Raw genomic sequence first — 14,560 nt, 5'->3', positions numbered from 1 at the left:
CGTTTGCGGCCGATGCGCGCTCGCCCTGCCGCTCCTCGGAAGGCCGCTTCGAGCGGTACGGCACGGGTGCCGGAACCAGGCGCTTTGCGCTAGAATGCACGGCCTCTAAGCACACCCCTTCCCAGAGGCTGTCCAGAAGATGTTGATCCTGCGCGGTGCCCCCGCCCTTTCCGCCTTTCGCCACGGCAAACTGCTCGAGCAACTGACCCAGAAGGTTCCCGCCGTCACCGGTCTTTACGCCGAGTTCGCCCACTTTGCCGAAGTCACCGGCGTTCTTACCGCCGACGAGGAAAAGGTCCTGGCGCGCCTGCTCAAGTACGGGCCCAGCGTCCCGGTGCAGGAGCCGTCCGGCCGCCTGTTCCTGGTCCTGCCGCGCTTGGGCACCATCTCGCCCTGGTCGAGCAAGGCCACCGACATCGCCCGCAACTGCGGCCTGGCCAAGATCGAGCGCATCGAGCGCGGCATCGCCTACTACGTCGCCGGCCAGTTCTCCGACGCCGAGGCGCAACTGATCGCCAGCGCGCTGCATGACCGCATGACCCAACTGGTGCTGGGCGCCCTGGAAGAGGCCTCGGGCCTGTTCAGCCACGCGCAGCCCAAGGCGCTTACCGTGGTCGACATCCTCGGCGGTGGCCGCGATGCCCTGGCCCGCGCCAACGTCGAGCTGGGCCTGGCCCTGGCCGACGACGAGATCGACTACCTGGTGAAGAGCTTCAGCGAGATGGGGCGCAACCCCCATGACGTCGAGCTGATGATGTTCGCCCAGGCCAACTCCGAGCACTGCCGCCACAAGATCTTCAACGCCAGCTGGGACATCGACGGCCAGGCGCAGGAGAAGAGCCTGTTCGGCATGATCAAGAACACCTACGAGATGAACCGCGAAGGCGTGCTGTCCGCCTACAAGGACAACGCGTCGGTCATCGAGGGCTTCACCGCCGGGCGTTTCTTCCCCAACCCGGAAACCCGCCAGTACGGCGCGACCGAGGAGCCGGTGCACATCCTGATGAAGGTGGAGACCCACAACCACCCGACCGCCATCGCTCCCTTCCCCGGTGCTTCCACCGGCTCCGGCGGCGAGATCCGCGACGAAGGTGCCACCGGCCGTGGTGCCAAGCCCAAGGCGGGCCTGACCGGCTTCACCGTCTCCAACCTGCAGATCCCCGGTTTCGAGCAGCCCTGGGAGAAGCCCTATGGCAAGCCCGAGCGCATCGTCACCGCGCTGGACATCATGATCGAGGGCCCGCTGGGCGGCGCCGCGTTCAACAACGAGTTCGGCCGTCCCGCGCTGAACGGCTACTTCCGTACCTTCGAGCAGGCCATCGACACCCCCCACGGTGAAGAAGTGCGCGGCTACCACAAGCCGATCATGCTCGCCGGCGGCATGGGCAACATCCGCGCCGAGCACGTGCAGAAAGGCGAGATCTCGGTCGGCGCCAAGCTGATCGTCCTCGGTGGCCCGGCCATGCTCATCGGCCTGGGCGGTGGTGCCGCTTCCTCCATGGCCACCGGTGCCAGTTCCGCCGACCTGGACTTCGCCTCCGTGCAGCGCGACAACCCGGAAATGGAGCGCCGTTGCCAGGAAGTGATCGACCGCTGCTGGCAGCTGGGTGCCGAGAACCCCATCAAGTTCATCCATGACGTGGGGGCCGGCGGCATCTCCAACGCCCTGCCGGAACTGATCAACGACGGTGGCCGCGGCGGCCGTTTCGAGCTGCGCGCCGTGCCCAACGACGAGCCGGGCATGAGCCCGCTGGAAATCTGGTGCAACGAGTCCCAGGAACGCTACGTGATGTCGGTGGACGCCGCCGACTTCGAGCGCTTCAAGGCCATCTGCGAACGCGAGCGCTGCCCCTTCGCGGTGGTCGGCGAGGCCATCGAGGAGCCGCACCTGACCGTCGCCGACAGCCACTTCGGCAACAAGCCGGTGGACATGCCGCTCAACGTCCTGCTGGGCAAGCCGCCGCGCATGCACCGCAGCGTGACCCGCGAAGCCGAGCAGGGCGATGACTTCGACGCCGCCCGTGTCGACATCGCCGACGCGGTCAGCCGTGTGCTGCACCACCCGGCCGTGGCCAGCAAGAGCTTCCTGATCACCATCGGCGACCGCACCATCACCGGCCTCGTGGCTCGCGACCAGATGGTCGGCCCGTGGCAGGTACCGGTGGCCGACTGCGCCGTCACCGCCACCAGCTTCGACGTCTACACCGGCGAGGCGATGGCCATGGGCGAGCGCACCCCGCTGGCCCTGCTGGACGCCCCGGCCTCGGGCCGCATGGCGGTCGGCGAGACCATCACCAACCTGGCGGCGGCACGCATCGAGAAGATTTCCGACATCCGCCTGTCCGCCAACTGGATGGCCGCCGCTGGCCACCCGGGCGAGGACGCGCGCCTGTACGACACGGTCAAGGCCGTGGGCATGGAGCTGTGCCCGGCGCTGGGCATCACCATCCCGGTGGGCAAGGACTCCATGTCCATGAAGACCCGCTGGCAGGACGAGGGCGTGGACAAGTCCGTGACCTCGCCGCTGTCCCTGGTGATCTCCGGCTTCGCCCCGGTGCAGGACGTACGCCGCACCCTCAACCCGCAACTGCGCCTGGACAAGGGCGAGACCGACCTGATCCTGGTCGACCTTGGCCGTGGCCAGAACCGCATGGGCGGCTCGATCCTCGCCCAGACCTACGCCAAGCTCGGCCAGGCCGTGCCGGACGTCGACGATGCCGAAGACCTCAAGGCCTTCTTCGCCGTGATCCAGGGCCTGAACCAGGACGGCCTGCTGCTGGCCTACCACGACCGTTCCGACGGCGGCCTGCTGACCACCGTGCTGGAAATGGCCTTCGCCGGTCATTGCGGTCTCGACCTGCAACTCGATGCCCTGGCCGATTCCGCCGACGAGCTGGCGGCCGTGCTGTTCAACGAAGAGCTGGGTGCGGTCATCCAGGTCCAGCAGGGCGCCACCGCGGAAGTGCTGGCCCAGTTCAGCGCCGCCGGCCTGGGCGACTGCGTGGCCGTCATCGGCCAGCCGGTCAATGGTGCCGACGTCGCCGTCGCCTTCAACGGCGAGCCGGTGTTCGCCGGTGAGCGCCGCATGCTGCAGCGCCAGTGGACCGAGACCAGCTACCAGATCCAGCGCCTGCGCGACAACGCCGCCTGTGCCGACCAGGAGTTCGACGTCCTGCTGGACGAAGACAACCCCGGCCTGTCGGTGAAGCTCAGCTTCGACGTCAACCAGGACATCGCCGCTCCCTATATAAAGAAGGGCGCGCGTCCCAAAGTCGCCGTGCTGCGTGAGCAGGGCGTCAACGGCCAGGTCGAGATGGCGGCCGCCTTCGACCGTGCCGGCTTCGCCGCCATCGATGTGCACATGAGCGACATCCTCGCCGGCCGCGTCAGCCTGGAAGAGTTCAAGGGCCTGGTGGCCTGCGGCGGCTTCTCCTACGGTGACGTGCTCGGCGCCGGTGAGGGCTGGGCCAAGTCGGTGCTGTTCAACGCCCGTGCCCGTGACGGCTTCCAGGCCTTCTTCGAGCGCAAGGACAGCTTCGCCCTCGGCGTGTGCAACGGTTGCCAGATGATGTCCAACCTGCACGAGCTGATCCCGGGCAGCGAGTTCTGGCCGCACTTCGTGCGCAACCGCTCCGAGCAGTTCGAGGCCCGCGTGGCCATGGTCCAGGTGCAGGAGTCGGCGTCGATCTTCCTGCGTGGCATGGCCGGCTCGCGCATGCCCATCGCCATCGCCCACGGCGAAGGCCATGCCGAGTTCGAGAGCGAGGAAGCCCTGCTGGAAGCCGACCTTTCCGGTTGCGTGGCCATGCGCTTCGTCGACAACCACGGCAAGGTCACCGAGAGCTATCCGGCCAACCCGAACGGCTCGCCCCGTGGCATCACCGGCCTCACCAGCCGCGATGGTCGCGTGACCATCATGATGCCGCACCCGGAGCGCGTGTTCCGTGCCGTGCAGAACTCCTGGCGCCCCGACGAGTGGCAGGAAGACGGCGGCTGGCTGCGCATGTTCCGCAATGCCCGCGTCTGGGTCGACTGACGACGCCGGCGAGCGCCCGCTTCCGGACACGGGGGAGGGCGCTTCGCTACCGGAGGTGCGCCGGGTCGAACCCGGCGCCAACCTCCTGCTTTGCCGCTGCGGGCACTCGCCCCGGCTTCCCGATTGCCCAGGCGACTGCCGACAGGGCCTCTCGCTTCACATCGAACGCCAGCAACTGCTCATCCTCTGCCGCTGCGGCCTGTCGCAACGCTTGCCGTATTGCGATGGCAGCCACGCCCCCGCCGCGCCTTCGCTGAAGGACAAGTGGCGTCGGTTCTGGCAGGGCGGCTGACCGCAAGCCCGGCTCGCCCCCGGGCTCCATCGCGCTCCACCCGGGGCGCTCAGGCTGGCCCCGCTTATGGCCAACTGCTCTATGGCAGCGCTGAACACTTTGACCGGCAGCCAGTCGAATGCCGGTATCGTGACGCTGGTCGCGACAAAGTATTGGCGAAGTGCCATCTTCCGGTGGCATCATCTGGCCACTAGCGTCCAGCCTGTAATTGCCTGTGGAGTGATTGATGTACAAGCTGTGCTTCTACGTTCCGGAGTCCCACCTCGAGCCGGTCAAGAAAGCGGTCTTCGCGGCGGGTGGTGGCCGAATCGGTGCCTATGACAGTTGCTGCTGGCAGAGCCTGGGCCAGGGCCAGTTCCGCCCGCTGGCCGAAGCCGACCCCTTCATCGGCGAGGTGGGCCGGGTGGAGCATGTGTCCGAGTGGAAGGTGGAGATGGTCGTCGCCGACGAGCTGATCCACGATGCCGTGCGCGCCCTCAAGCAGACGCACCCCTATGAGACGCCGGCCTATGAGGTCTGGCGCCTGTCCGACCTGGTGTTCTGAGTCGCCCACCCTCGCGGCGTGCGGGGCTGTTCCCCGCCATCCCACCACGCGGGGAACCACTGAATGAAAAAAGGCGCCCCGGGGCGCCTTTTCATGCCTGCCGCTCGCTCCTTCAGGGGCGGATCTCGATCAGCGTGCCGTCCTTCACCAGGCTCCATATCTCGCGCATGTCGGCGTTCTTCATGGCGATGCAGCCCTCGGTCCAGTCCAGGGTGTGGAAGTACCACTCGGGGTATTCCTCGTCCAGCGGGGTGCCGTGGATCATGATCATGCCCCCGGCGGGCACGCCCTTCTGGCGCGCCTGCAGGGAGTCGCGGGCATTGGGGTAGGAGATGTGCATCGCCAGGTTGTACTTGTCGCTGGTCTTGCGCCAGTCGATCCAGTAGAAGCCCTCGGGCGTGCGCTGGTCGCCTTCGCGCAGTTTCGGCCCCTTGGGCTGCTTGCCCAGGGAGATGCGGTAGCTCTTGAGGATGTTGCCGCGGTTCATCAGCAACAACTTGCGCTCGGATTTGACCACCAGCACCTTGTCGATGCCCTTGCCTTCGAGGCTGGGGGCGGCGCTGGCGTGGGACAGGGAGGTAAAGCAAAAGATGAAGGCAAGGAGCAACCAGCGCATTTCTACAGCATCCCCAGAGTGTTCGAATTCGGCAGTGCGTTCAGGCTTTCTTGTAGTAGGCCAGCAAGGGTGCCAACGGCTCGTTGCGGACCGGATAGACCTGCTCGATACGGTCGGCGAAGTAGCATTCTAAGGTACGTCCGACAGTCGGAAAAGCCAGCTCGGACCAAGGGATGTCACGTTCGTGGAACAGCTTCACTTCGAGGCTTTCCTCGCCGGCGGCGAAGTCCAGGTCGACCAGCTGGGCGAGGAAGAAGGTGTAGACCTGGCTGATGTGCGGCAGGTCGAACAGGGTGTACAGCTGCAGGTCGCGTACCCGTGCGCAGGCTTCCTCGGCGGTTTCACGCGCGGCGGCCTGTTCCATGGTCTCGCCGTTCTCCATGAAACCGGCGGGCAGGGTCCAGTAGCCCTTGCGCGGCTCGATGGCGCGGCGGCACAGCAGCACCTGCTCGCCCCAGACCGGCACGCAGCCGGCGACGATGCGCGGGTTCAGGTAATGAATGGTGTGGCATAGCTCGCAGACATGGCGCAGGCGGTTGTCGCCTTCGGGGATGCGCTGGATCACGGGGCCGCCGCACTGGCTGCAGAACTTCATCGGGAATCCTCGGGTCGAGGGCGCAATCTTGGCGCGGCTGGGGCCCCCACGGCAAGCGGGACGGGGGCTGCGAACGTCGGCTCGGGGGTTGGGCGGCCTGCGGGTTCGTGCCATGATGCCCGGCAGAATAAAAGCCGAGAATATCCATGTTGGATGACCTGCACCGCCGCGTGCGGAGCTATTCCCCGAAGACGCTGGTGACCGACCGCTCCTTCCCCGAGGCGGCGGTGCTGGTGCCCATCACCCGCAGCGCCGAACCCGAGCTGGTGCTCACCCTGCGCGCCAGCGGCCTGTCCACCCACGGTGGCGAGGTGGCCTTCCCGGGCGGCCGTCGCGACCCCGAGGACCGCGACCTGATCCACACCGCCCTGCGCGAGGCGGAGGAGGAGATCGGCCTGCCGCCCGGCCTGGTCGAGGTCATCGGCCCGCTCAGTACCCTGGTCTCGCGCCATGGCATCCAGGTCACGCCCTACGTCGGCTTCGTGCCCGACTACGTGGAGTACAAGGCCAACGACGGCGAGATCGACTCGGTCTTCAGCGTGCCCCTGGAGTTCTTCCGCAGCGACCCGCGCGAGATGACCCACCGCATCGACTACCTCGGCCAGAGCTGGTACGTGCCCAGCTACCAGTTCGGCCAGTACAAGATCTGGGGGCTCACCGCGATCATGGTGGTGGAGCTGGTCAACCTGGTCTTCGATGCCGGCATCGAGATGCGCGAGCCGCCGGCCACCTTCGTCAAACTCAACTGAGCCCCGTTTCGAGGAGCGCCTGATGAAATACCGCCTGGGCAACGCCCGTGTCGAAACCCATCCCGAGAGCTGGATCGCCCCCGATGCGGCGGTGATCGGCAAGGTCCGCCTGGATGCCGGAGCCAGTGTCTGGTTCGGCGCCGTGCTGCGTGGTGACAACGAACTCATCCACATCGGCGAGAACAGCAACGTGCAGGATGGCACCGTCATGCACACCGACATGGGCTTCCCGCTGAACATCGGCAAGGGCGTCACCATCGGCCACAACGCCATGCTCCACGGCTGCACCGTCGGCGACTACAGCCTCATCGGCATCAACGCGGTGATCCTCAACGGTGCCAGGATCGGCAAGTACTGCATCATCGGCGCCAACGCCCTGATCCCCGAGGGCAAGGAAATCCCAGACGGCTCGCTGGTGATGGGCTCGCCCGGTAAAATAGTCCGTGAGCTGACCGAGCAGCAGAAGAAGATGCTCGAGGGCAGCGCCGCTCACTACGTGCACAACGCCCAGCGTTATGCACGGGAACTGGTCGAACAGGAAGACTGATGGAACGCGAACGCCCCGTCGCCTCGCCCTGCGTGCATGTCTGCGCGCTGGACGAGGACGACATCTGCACCGGCTGCCAACGCAGCGTCGACGAGATCACCCGCTGGGGCCGCATGGACAATACCGAGCGCCGCGAGGTGCTGGTGCGCTGCATGGAGCGCGCGCGGGCCGGTGGCCAGTTCCTGATCCAGCCCCATTGAAGAAGCCGTCGGCCCTCGGTCGCCGGCCGCGTGAATACCTTTCATCTTTCGAGGAAACACCGATGCCCCGTATTGGAACCCCGCTGTCGCCGAGTGCGACCCGTGTACTGCTTTGCGGCTCTGGCGAGCTGGGCAAGGAAGTGGTGATCGAGCTGCAGCGCCTGGGCGTCGAGGTGATCGCCGTCGATCGCTACGAGAATGCGCCGGCCATGCAGGTCGCCCATCGCAGCCACGTCATCAGCATGCTCGACGGCGAGGCCCTGCGCCGGGTCATCGAGCTGGAGAAGCCGCACTACATCGTGCCGGAGATCGAGGCCATCGCCACCGCGACCCTGGTGGAGCTGGAGGCCGAAGGCTACACCGTGATCCCCACCGCCCGCGCCGCGCAGCTGACCATGAACCGCGAGGGCATCCGCCGCCTGGCGGCCGAGGAACTGGGCCTGCCGACCTCCCCCTATCACTTCGCCGACACCTTCGAGGACTACCGCGCCGCCGTCGCCAGCGTCGGCTACCCCTGCGTGGTCAAGCCGATCATGAGTTCCTCCGGCAAGGGCCAGTCGGTGCTCAAGAGCGACGACGACCTGCAGTACGCCTGGGACTACGCCCAGGAAGGCGGCCGTGCCGGCAAGGGCCGCGTGATAGTCGAGGGCTTCATCGACTTCGAATACGAAATCACCCTGCTCACCGTGCGCCACGTCGGGGGTACCACCTTCTGCGCGCCCATCGGCCACCGCCAGGTGAAGGGCGACTACCACGAGTCCTGGCAGCCCCAGGCGATGAGCCCCAAGGCCCTGGCCGAGTCCGAGCGCGTGGCCAAGGCCGTGACCGAGGCACTCGGTGGTCGCGGGCTGTTCGGCGTGGAGCTGTTCGTCAAGGGTGACCAGGTATGGTTCAGCGAAGTGTCGCCGCGCCCGCACGACACCGGCCTGGTCACCCTGATCTCCCAGGAACTCTCCGAGTTCGCGCTGCACGCCCGCGCCATCCTCGGCCTGCCGATCCCGGTGATCCGCCAGTCCGGCCCGTCCGCCTCGGCGGTGATCCTGGTGGAAGGCAAGTCCACCGAGATGAGCTTCGGCAACCTCTCGGCCGCCCTCGCCGAGCCTGACACCGCGCTGCGCCTGTTCGGCAAGCCGGCGGTGGATGGCCAGCGCCGCCTCGGCGTGGCCCTGGCGCGAGACGAGTCCACCGACCTGGCCCGTGCCAAGGCGACCCGCGCGGCCCAGGCCGTCGACGTCAAGCTGTGAGCCGAGGGGCCGGGTTGCTCTGGTGGGCATCGGCGCTGGCGCTGATGCCCCTGGTGCTGCCCCAGGCCCTGTATACCAGGCGCACCGCCCTGCGCCTGCCTCCTGCCGCCGGTCCCGACCATGGGCTGGCGGGCGCGGAGTATCCGGGCGAACCCCTGCGCGTTTTGCTGATCGGCGAATCCACGGTCGCCGGCGTCGGTGTCTCCTGCCTGCAACTGGCATTGCCAGGGCAACTGGCGACCGCTCTTTCACTGCAGTTGCAGCGCCCCGTCGCCTGGCGTGCCTGTGGCGAGAACGGCATCACGGCGGGCGAGGCCTGCGAGCGTCTGCTGCCGCAGGTGCGGGACGAGCCCGTGGACCTGCTGCTGCTGGTCTTCGGCGTCAACGACACCACCCATTTCAGCTCCACCCGCGACTGGCGCGAGTCCCTGCGGCGGCTGGCGTCACCCTTCATCGAGCGCGGCACCCAGGTGGTGTTCGCAGCCGTCCCGCCGCTGCAGCACTTCAGCGCCTTGCCCTGGCTGCTGCGTCGCCTGCTGGGCTGGCGCGCGCGGCTGCTCGATGAGCAGATGCGCACGCTGGCCGGGGAACTGGACGCCGAGCACTGTGCCGCGTCCATCGCCATGCAGGCGGACTTCCTGGCCGTGGACGGCTACCACCCCTCGCAGCTGGGCTGCCGTGTCTGGGGCGGTTTGCTGGCGGAGTGGATCGTGCGGGCGGGGAGGGTGGGGCGGGCCGACTGCCGCCTCCTCGAGGAAGCGGCAGGAGCCTGAGGTTTCAGCGCACCGCGCCGAGGTCGTCGTCGCGGGTTTCCTTGAGGCACAGCACCGCCAGCAGGCTGAGTGCCGCCGCCACCGATACATAGCCGCCGACCCAGGAAAGCCCGCCCATGGCCACCAGCTTCTGGGCGAAGAAGGGCGCGACCGACGCCCCGACGATGCCACCGAGGTTGTACGCCGCCGAGGCACCGGTGTAGCGCACGTGGGTGGGGAACAGCTCCGGCAGCAGCGCCCCCATCGGGGCGAAGGTCACGCCCATCAGGAACAGTTCGATGCTGAGGAACAGGGTGACCGAGAATGTCGAGCCCTGGGTCAGCAGCGGCTGCATGGCGAAGCCGGAGAGGATCGCCAGCGAGCAGCCCACGATCAGCACCGGCCTGCGCCCGAAGCGGTCGCTCAGCCAGGCCGAGAGCGGGGTGGCCGCTGCCATGAACAGCACCGCGAAGCAGAGCATGCCGAGGAAGCTTTCGCGGCTGTAGCCGAGGCTGGCGACGCCGTGGCTGAGGGAGAACACGGTGGAGATGTAGAACAGCGCGTAGCACACCACCATCGCCAGGGCACCGAGGACGATCGGGCGCCAGTGGCTGCCGAAGGCTTCGATCACCGGCATCTTCACCCGCTCCTGCTGGGCCATGGCCTTGGCGAAGACGGGCGTCTCCGCCAGCTTCAGGCGTACGTAGAGGCCGACCAGTACCAATACGGCACTGAGCAGGAAGGGGATGCGCCAGCCCCAGCCGCGGAACTGCTCGTCGCTCAGGCTCAGGGCCAGGGTGAGGAACAGGCCGTTGGCGGCGAGGAAACCGATCGACGGGCCGAGCTGCGGGAACATGCCGAACCAGGCGCGCTTGCCGGGCGGGGCGTTCTCGGTGGCCAGCAGGGCCGCGCCGCCCCATTCACCGCCCAGTCCCAGGCCCTGGCCGAAGCGCAACAGGCACAGCAGGATCGGCGCCCAGGCTCCGATGGCGTCGTAGCCCGGCAGTACGCCGATCAGCGTGGTGGAGGCGCCCATCAGCAGCAGCGAGGCCACCAGTGTCGACTTGCGTCCGATGCGGTCGCCGAAGTGGCCGAACAGCGCCGAACCCAGGGGGCGGGCGAGGAAGGCGATGCCGAAGGTGAGGAAGGCCGAGAGCATCTGCGCGGTGCCGGATGTCTGCGGGAAGAACACCGGGCCGATCACCAGGGCCGCAGCCGTGGCGTAGATATAGAAGTCGTAGAACTCGATGGCGGTGCCGATGAAGCTGGCGGTGGCGACGCGGGCTGGCGAATTGGCCGCTGGCGCGCCTGCGCTGTCGCTCAAGGTGGCGGTGGTCATTGTTGGTCCCCTGTCGGTCGTCGCGGCCATCACGGCCCGACGTAATCTCGTGGCTGTCGTGTTGTGCTGAGGGAAGGGGGTGATACGGCGGGTCGCCGGATCAGGGGCCTTGCGGGCTGCGGACGGGCCTGTGGGGCCGTGGCAGGTGGTTCTCAGGCGGCCAGGCGGGCTGGCCGGTGGCGCGTGGGCGGGTAGCCGCGGCGGCCGGATGGGCGGGGTGGGCCCGGGCGGATTATAGAAAGCGCTGGAAAACCACGGCAAGGGGCTACGGCCAAGGCCGTTTGGGGCTCAGGCGCGCCAGGCCAGCACGCGCTGCACGCGGTTCTCGCCGGACTGCAGGATCTCCAGGCGGTAGGGGCCGATCTTCAGGCACACGCTGGTCTCGGGGATCTGCTCCAGGGCTTCGGTGATCAGGCCGTTGAGGGTCTTGGGGCCTTCGCAAGGCAGGTGCCAGCCGAGCACCCGGTTGAGCTCGCGCAGGTGCAGGGAGCCGTCCAGCTCGAAACGGCCGTCCTCCTGGGGATGGATCGCCGGGTTGGGCGCGAGGTCGTCGAGGCTGCCGAATTCGCCGATCAGCTCCTGGAAGATGTCCTCCAGGCTGACCAGGCCGATCACGTCGCCGTATTCGTCGACCACGATGCCGACGCGGCGTTGTTCCTTCTGGAAGTTCACCAGCTGGGTGAGCAGCGGGGTGCTTTCCGGCACGAAGTAGGTCTCGCGGCAGGCCGCCAGCAGGTCTTCGGCGCTGACGCCGTCCTGGGGCAACAGGCGGGCGACCTGGCGGATATGCAGGATGCCCTCGATCTGGTTGATGTCCTCGCGGTACACCGGCAGGCGCGTGTGGGTGGCGGTGCGCAGCAGCTCGAGGATGCGCTCCGGCGGCTGGCTGATGTCGATGCCCTGGATCTCGCTGCGCGGGACCATGATCGCGGCGATGGTGACGCGTTGCAGGGCCTCGGTCAGCGTGGAGGGCAGGCGCGGCGTCGCTTCGGGTTCGACCTGCACCGGCTGGCGGCGCCGGCGCGACAGGCTCCAGGCCAGCACCGAGCCGGCGAGGCAGGCGAGCAGCAGCCCGAGCAGCAGGCCGGCGAGGAATCCGTCGATGGGCATCTCAGATGTGCAGGATGAATTCGCGGACCAGCTTGCTGCCGAAGTAGGCGAGCATCAGCAGGCAGAAGCCCGCCAGGGTCCAGCGGATGGCCTTGTGTCCGCGCCAGCCCAACTGGTGGCGGCCCCACAGCAGCACGGCGAATACCACCCAGGCGATGCACGACAGGATGGTCTTGTGGGCCAGGTGCTGGGCGAACAGGTTCTCGACGAACAGCCAGCCGGAGATCAGCGACAGCGACAGCAGGGCCCAGCCGGCCCAGAGGAAGCCGAACAGCAGGCTCTCCATGGTCTGCAGCGCCGGGAAGTTGCGGATCAGCCCGGAGGGATGCTTGTGCTTGAGCTGGTGGTCCTGGAGCAGCAGCAGCAGCGACTGGAACACGGCGATGGTGAGCATGCCGTACGCCAGGATCGACAGCAGGATGTGCGCGAGGATGCCCGGTTCCTCGTCGATCGCCTGCACCGTCCCGGAGGGGGCGAAGGCGGCCAGTAGCACCGTCAGCAGCCCCAGTGGCAGGAGCAGCAGGAGCAGGTTCTCCACCGGTATCCGCGAGATGGCCAGCAATGTGAGGAGGATCACGGCGGCGGCGATCAGGCTGGCGGCGTTGAAGAAGTCGAGGGTCAGGCCCACCGGGGTGATCAGCTGGATATAAAGGCTTAACGCGTGGGCGAGGAGCGCCAGGGCACCGAGCGACACGAGCAGGCGTTTGTCCGGCGCGGCGCGCTGGCGAAGGCGCAGGCCCTGGTAGGTGGTGGCGCCTGCGTAGAGGAAGGCAGCCAGGAGGCTGGGCAGCAGAGGGTGCATAAGTCCTTGTAAGGCAAGCCCGAAAGGCGCTGAGTTTGGCACAGATGGGGGCGCTCACGAAAGACCGCAGGCGGTGTCGGCGCCGCCCGCACTTCGCTATAATCCGCCGCTTGCCGCAAGCTCACCCTCGGTTCGGACGAACCTGAAAGGAACGTGCATGTTCGAAAATCTTACAGACCGCCTCTCACAGACGCTGCGCCATGTCACCGGCAAGGCCAAGCTGACCGAGGACAACATCAAGGACACCCTGCGCGAAGTCCGCATGGCCCTGCTCGAGGCCGACGTCGCCCTGCCGGTGGTCAAGGACTTCGTCAACAAGGTCAAAGAGCGCGCCGTCGGCACCGAGGTGTCGAAGAGCCTGACGCCGGGCCAGGCCTTCGTGAAGATCGTCCAGGCCGAGCTGATCGAGCTGATGGGCGCGGCCAACGAGGACCTGTCCCTGGCCGCCGCGCCGCCTGCCGTCGTGCTCATGGCTGGCCTGCAGGGCGCGGGCAAGACCACCACCGTCGGCAAGCTGGCGCGCTTCCTCAAGGAGCGCAAGAAGAAGTCCGTGCTGGTGGTCTCGGCCGACGTCTACCGTCCCGCGGCGATCAAGCAGCTGGAAACCCTGGCCGCCGATATCGGCGTGACCTTCTTCCCCTCCGACATCAGCCAGAAGCCGGTGGACATCGCCGAGGCGGCGATCCGCGAGGCCAAGCTCAAGTTCATCGACGTGGTGCTGGTGGACACCGCCGGTCGCCTGCACATCGACGGCGAGATGATGGCCGAGATCCAGGCGCTGCATGCCGCGATCAAGCCCGTCGAGACGCTGTTCGTGGTCGACGCCATGACCGGCCAGGACGCCGCCAACACCGCCAAGGCCTTCGGCGAGGCGCTGCCGCTGACCGGTGTCGTGCTGACCAAGGTCGACGGTGACGCCCGTGGCGGTGCCGCGCTGTCGGTGCGCGCCATCACCGGCAAGCCGATCAAGTTCCTCGGCATGGGCGAGAAGAGCGAAGCGCTCGATCCCTTCCATCCGGACCGCATCGCCTCGCGCATCCTCGGCATGGGTGACGTGCTCAGCCTGATCGAGCAGGCCGAGCAGAACATGGATCGCGACAAGGCCGAGAAGCTCGCGAAGAAGATCAAGAAGGGCAAGGGCTTCGACCTCGAGGACTTCCGTGACCAGCTGCAGCAGATGAAGAACATGGGCGGCCTTGGCGGCCTCATGGACAAGCTGCCGATGCTCGGGGGCGTCAACCTGGCGCAGATGGGCAACGCCCAGGGCGCGGCGGAGAAGCAGTTCAAGCAGATGGAGGCCATCATCAACTCGATGACCCCCGCCGAGCGCCGCGACCCGGAAGTCATCAGTGGCTCGCGCAAGCGCCGCATCGCGCTCGGCTCCGGCACCCAGGTGCAGGATGTCGGTCGCCTGATCAAGCAGCACAAGCAGATGCAGAAGATGATGAAGAAGGTCACCGCCAAGGGCGGCATGGCCAAGATGATGCGCGGCATGGGCGGCATGTTCCCCGGCGGCGGCATGCCGAAGATGTGATTGAAAGGCGCGCCAGGCGATGGCCGGCGGGTGGCTCTTGAGCGCCTGGTGGCCTGAAACCTGTGGCTTGCAGCGGCCACCGACAGGTGGCTCGCAAAAGAGATTTGCAATCGGCCGGATAATCCTTAGAATATGCGGCCTTTCGGGCCCATGGCCCATGTGTGTGCACAGCTTGAAAAGCACCGACTATAGGAACGAAG

General features: G+C 67.3%; 14 protein-coding genes. 9 read left to right on the top strand and 5 right to left on the bottom strand.

Annotated elements, in window-relative coordinates; translation table 11 throughout:
• The first annotated feature begins 139 nt into the window (after nucleotides 1-139).
• The 3 genes from purL (at nucleotide 140) to HSX14_RS24655 (ending at nucleotide 4,872) form a co-directional block, all read left to right on the top strand.
• Nucleotides 140-4,036, top strand: a complete 3,897-nt coding sequence (gene purL, locus HSX14_RS24665; RefSeq protein ID WP_173172936.1) for a phosphoribosylformylglycinamidine synthase — start codon at nucleotides 140-142, stop codon at nucleotides 4,034-4,036.
• Nucleotides 4,014-4,328 carry a CDGSH iron-sulfur domain-containing protein gene (locus HSX14_RS24660; protein WP_173172938.1) on the top strand — a complete coding sequence of 105 codons (315 nt, stop codon included), beginning with the start codon at nucleotides 4,014-4,016 and terminating at the stop codon, nucleotides 4,326-4,328. Before purL ends, HSX14_RS24660 begins: the two co-directional genes overlap by 23 nt.
• Before the next feature lie 226 nt (nucleotides 4,329-4,554).
• Entirely contained in the window at nucleotides 4,555-4,872 is a 318-nt protein-coding gene (locus tag HSX14_RS24655) for a YqfO family protein (RefSeq protein WP_173172940.1), read from the top strand.
• A gap of 112 nt (nucleotides 4,873-4,984) precedes the next feature.
• On the opposite strand, the gene HSX14_RS24650 is transcribed toward HSX14_RS24655, so the two are convergent.
• Entirely contained in the window at nucleotides 4,985-5,488 is a 504-nt protein-coding gene (locus HSX14_RS24650; protein ID WP_111263559.1) for a L,D-transpeptidase family protein, read from the bottom strand.
• A gap of 40 nt (nucleotides 5,489-5,528) precedes the next feature.
• Nucleotides 5,529-6,083: an NUDIX hydrolase gene (locus HSX14_RS24645; protein WP_173172942.1), complete on the bottom strand. Its 555-nt coding sequence runs from the start codon at nucleotides 6,081-6,083 to the stop codon at nucleotides 5,529-5,531.
• A gap of 146 nt (nucleotides 6,084-6,229) precedes the next feature.
• Here HSX14_RS24645 and HSX14_RS24640 point away from each other — a divergent pair, with 146 nt between their 5' ends.
• The 5 genes from HSX14_RS24640 (at nucleotide 6,230) to HSX14_RS24620 (ending at nucleotide 9,596) form a co-directional block, all read left to right on the top strand.
• Entirely contained in the window at nucleotides 6,230-6,832 is a 603-nt protein-coding gene (locus HSX14_RS24640; RefSeq protein WP_173172944.1) for a CoA pyrophosphatase, read from the top strand.
• 22 nt (nucleotides 6,833-6,854) lie between these two features.
• Complete coding sequence (locus HSX14_RS24635) at nucleotides 6,855-7,379, top strand: gamma carbonic anhydrase family protein (RefSeq protein ID WP_173172946.1); 525 nt, start codon at nucleotides 6,855-6,857, stop codon at nucleotides 7,377-7,379.
• The gene (locus tag HSX14_RS24630; RefSeq protein ID WP_173172948.1) at nucleotides 7,379-7,579 is read left to right on the top strand and encodes a DUF1289 domain-containing protein; all 201 of its coding nucleotides are present in this window, start codon (nucleotides 7,379-7,381) and stop codon (nucleotides 7,577-7,579) included. The genes HSX14_RS24635 and HSX14_RS24630 overlap by 1 nt, the downstream gene beginning before the upstream one ends.
• A gap of 62 nt (nucleotides 7,580-7,641) precedes the next feature.
• Nucleotides 7,642-8,823 carry a formate-dependent phosphoribosylglycinamide formyltransferase gene (gene purT / locus HSX14_RS24625; protein WP_111263564.1) on the top strand — a complete coding sequence of 394 codons (1,182 nt, stop codon included), beginning with the start codon at nucleotides 7,642-7,644 and terminating at the stop codon, nucleotides 8,821-8,823.
• Entirely contained in the window at nucleotides 8,820-9,596 is a 777-nt protein-coding gene (locus HSX14_RS24620) for an SGNH/GDSL hydrolase family protein (protein WP_173172950.1), read from the top strand. Before purT ends, HSX14_RS24620 begins: the two co-directional genes overlap by 4 nt.
• Nucleotides 9,597-9,600: 4 nt before the next feature.
• Here HSX14_RS24620 and HSX14_RS24615 read toward each other — a convergent pair whose 3' ends face one another.
• From HSX14_RS24615 to HSX14_RS24605, 3 genes are all read right to left on the bottom strand, one after another.
• Nucleotides 9,601-10,914: an MFS transporter gene (locus HSX14_RS24615; RefSeq protein WP_173172952.1), complete on the bottom strand. Its 1,314-nt coding sequence runs from the start codon at nucleotides 10,912-10,914 to the stop codon at nucleotides 9,601-9,603.
• 288 nt (nucleotides 10,915-11,202) lie between these two features.
• A complete protein-coding gene (locus HSX14_RS24610; RefSeq protein ID WP_173172961.1) occupies nucleotides 11,203-12,024 on the bottom strand; it encodes a transporter associated domain-containing protein in 822 nt (273 codons plus the stop codon).
• Between the two features lies 1 nt (nucleotide 12,025).
• Nucleotides 12,026-12,826, bottom strand: coding sequence for a cytochrome C assembly family protein (locus HSX14_RS24605; protein ID WP_173172963.1), 801 nt, complete (start codon nucleotides 12,824-12,826; stop codon nucleotides 12,026-12,028).
• A gap of 157 nt (nucleotides 12,827-12,983) precedes the next feature.
• Here HSX14_RS24605 and ffh point away from each other — a divergent pair, with 157 nt between their 5' ends.
• Nucleotides 12,984-14,360, top strand: a complete 1,377-nt coding sequence (gene ffh, locus HSX14_RS24600; protein WP_111263568.1) for a signal recognition particle protein — start codon at nucleotides 12,984-12,986, stop codon at nucleotides 14,358-14,360.
• The last annotated feature ends 200 nt before the right edge of the window (nucleotides 14,361-14,560 follow it).

This window comes from Pseudomonas tohonis (assembly GCF_012767755.2).
GTDB lineage: Bacteria > Pseudomonadota > Gammaproteobacteria > Pseudomonadales > Pseudomonadaceae > Metapseudomonas > Metapseudomonas tohonis.
Note: the sequence above shows the minus strand (reverse complement) of the source record. Positions and strands in the feature narration are given on the sequence as shown.

Bases quoted from the DNA above. Each gene is read 5' to 3' on its own strand.
- HSX14_RS24635 (WP_173172946.1), top strand. From the start codon at position 6,855: ATGAAATACCGCCTGGGCAACGCCCGTGTCGAAACCCATCCCGAGAGC.
- HSX14_RS24615 (WP_173172952.1), bottom strand. From the start codon at position 10,914: ATGACCACCGCCACCTTGAGCGACAGCGCAGGCGCGCCAGCGGCCAAT.
- HSX14_RS24660 (WP_173172938.1), top strand. From the start codon at position 4,014: ATGCCCGCGTCTGGGTCGACTGACGACGCCGGCGAGCGCCCGCTTCCG.
- HSX14_RS24605 (WP_173172963.1), bottom strand. From the start codon at position 12,826: ATGCACCCTCTGCTGCCCAGCCTCCTGGCTGCCTTCCTCTACGCAGGC.
- HSX14_RS24610 (WP_173172961.1), bottom strand. From the start codon at position 12,024: ATGCCCATCGACGGATTCCTCGCCGGCCTGCTGCTCGGGCTGCTGCTC.
- HSX14_RS24630 (WP_173172948.1), top strand. From the start codon at position 7,379: ATGGAACGCGAACGCCCCGTCGCCTCGCCCTGCGTGCATGTCTGCGCG.
- HSX14_RS24655 (WP_173172940.1), top strand. From the start codon at position 4,555: ATGTACAAGCTGTGCTTCTACGTTCCGGAGTCCCACCTCGAGCCGGTC.
- HSX14_RS24650 (WP_111263559.1), bottom strand. From the start codon at position 5,488: ATGCGCTGGTTGCTCCTTGCCTTCATCTTTTGCTTTACCTCCCTGTCC.
- HSX14_RS24640 (WP_173172944.1), top strand. From the start codon at position 6,230: ATGTTGGATGACCTGCACCGCCGCGTGCGGAGCTATTCCCCGAAGACG.
- purT (WP_111263564.1), top strand. From the start codon at position 7,642: ATGCCCCGTATTGGAACCCCGCTGTCGCCGAGTGCGACCCGTGTACTG.
- ffh (WP_111263568.1), top strand. From the start codon at position 12,984: ATGTTCGAAAATCTTACAGACCGCCTCTCACAGACGCTGCGCCATGTC.
- HSX14_RS24645 (WP_173172942.1), bottom strand. From the start codon at position 6,083: ATGAAGTTCTGCAGCCAGTGCGGCGGCCCCGTGATCCAGCGCATCCCC.
- purL (WP_173172936.1), top strand. From the start codon at position 140: ATGTTGATCCTGCGCGGTGCCCCCGCCCTTTCCGCCTTTCGCCACGGC.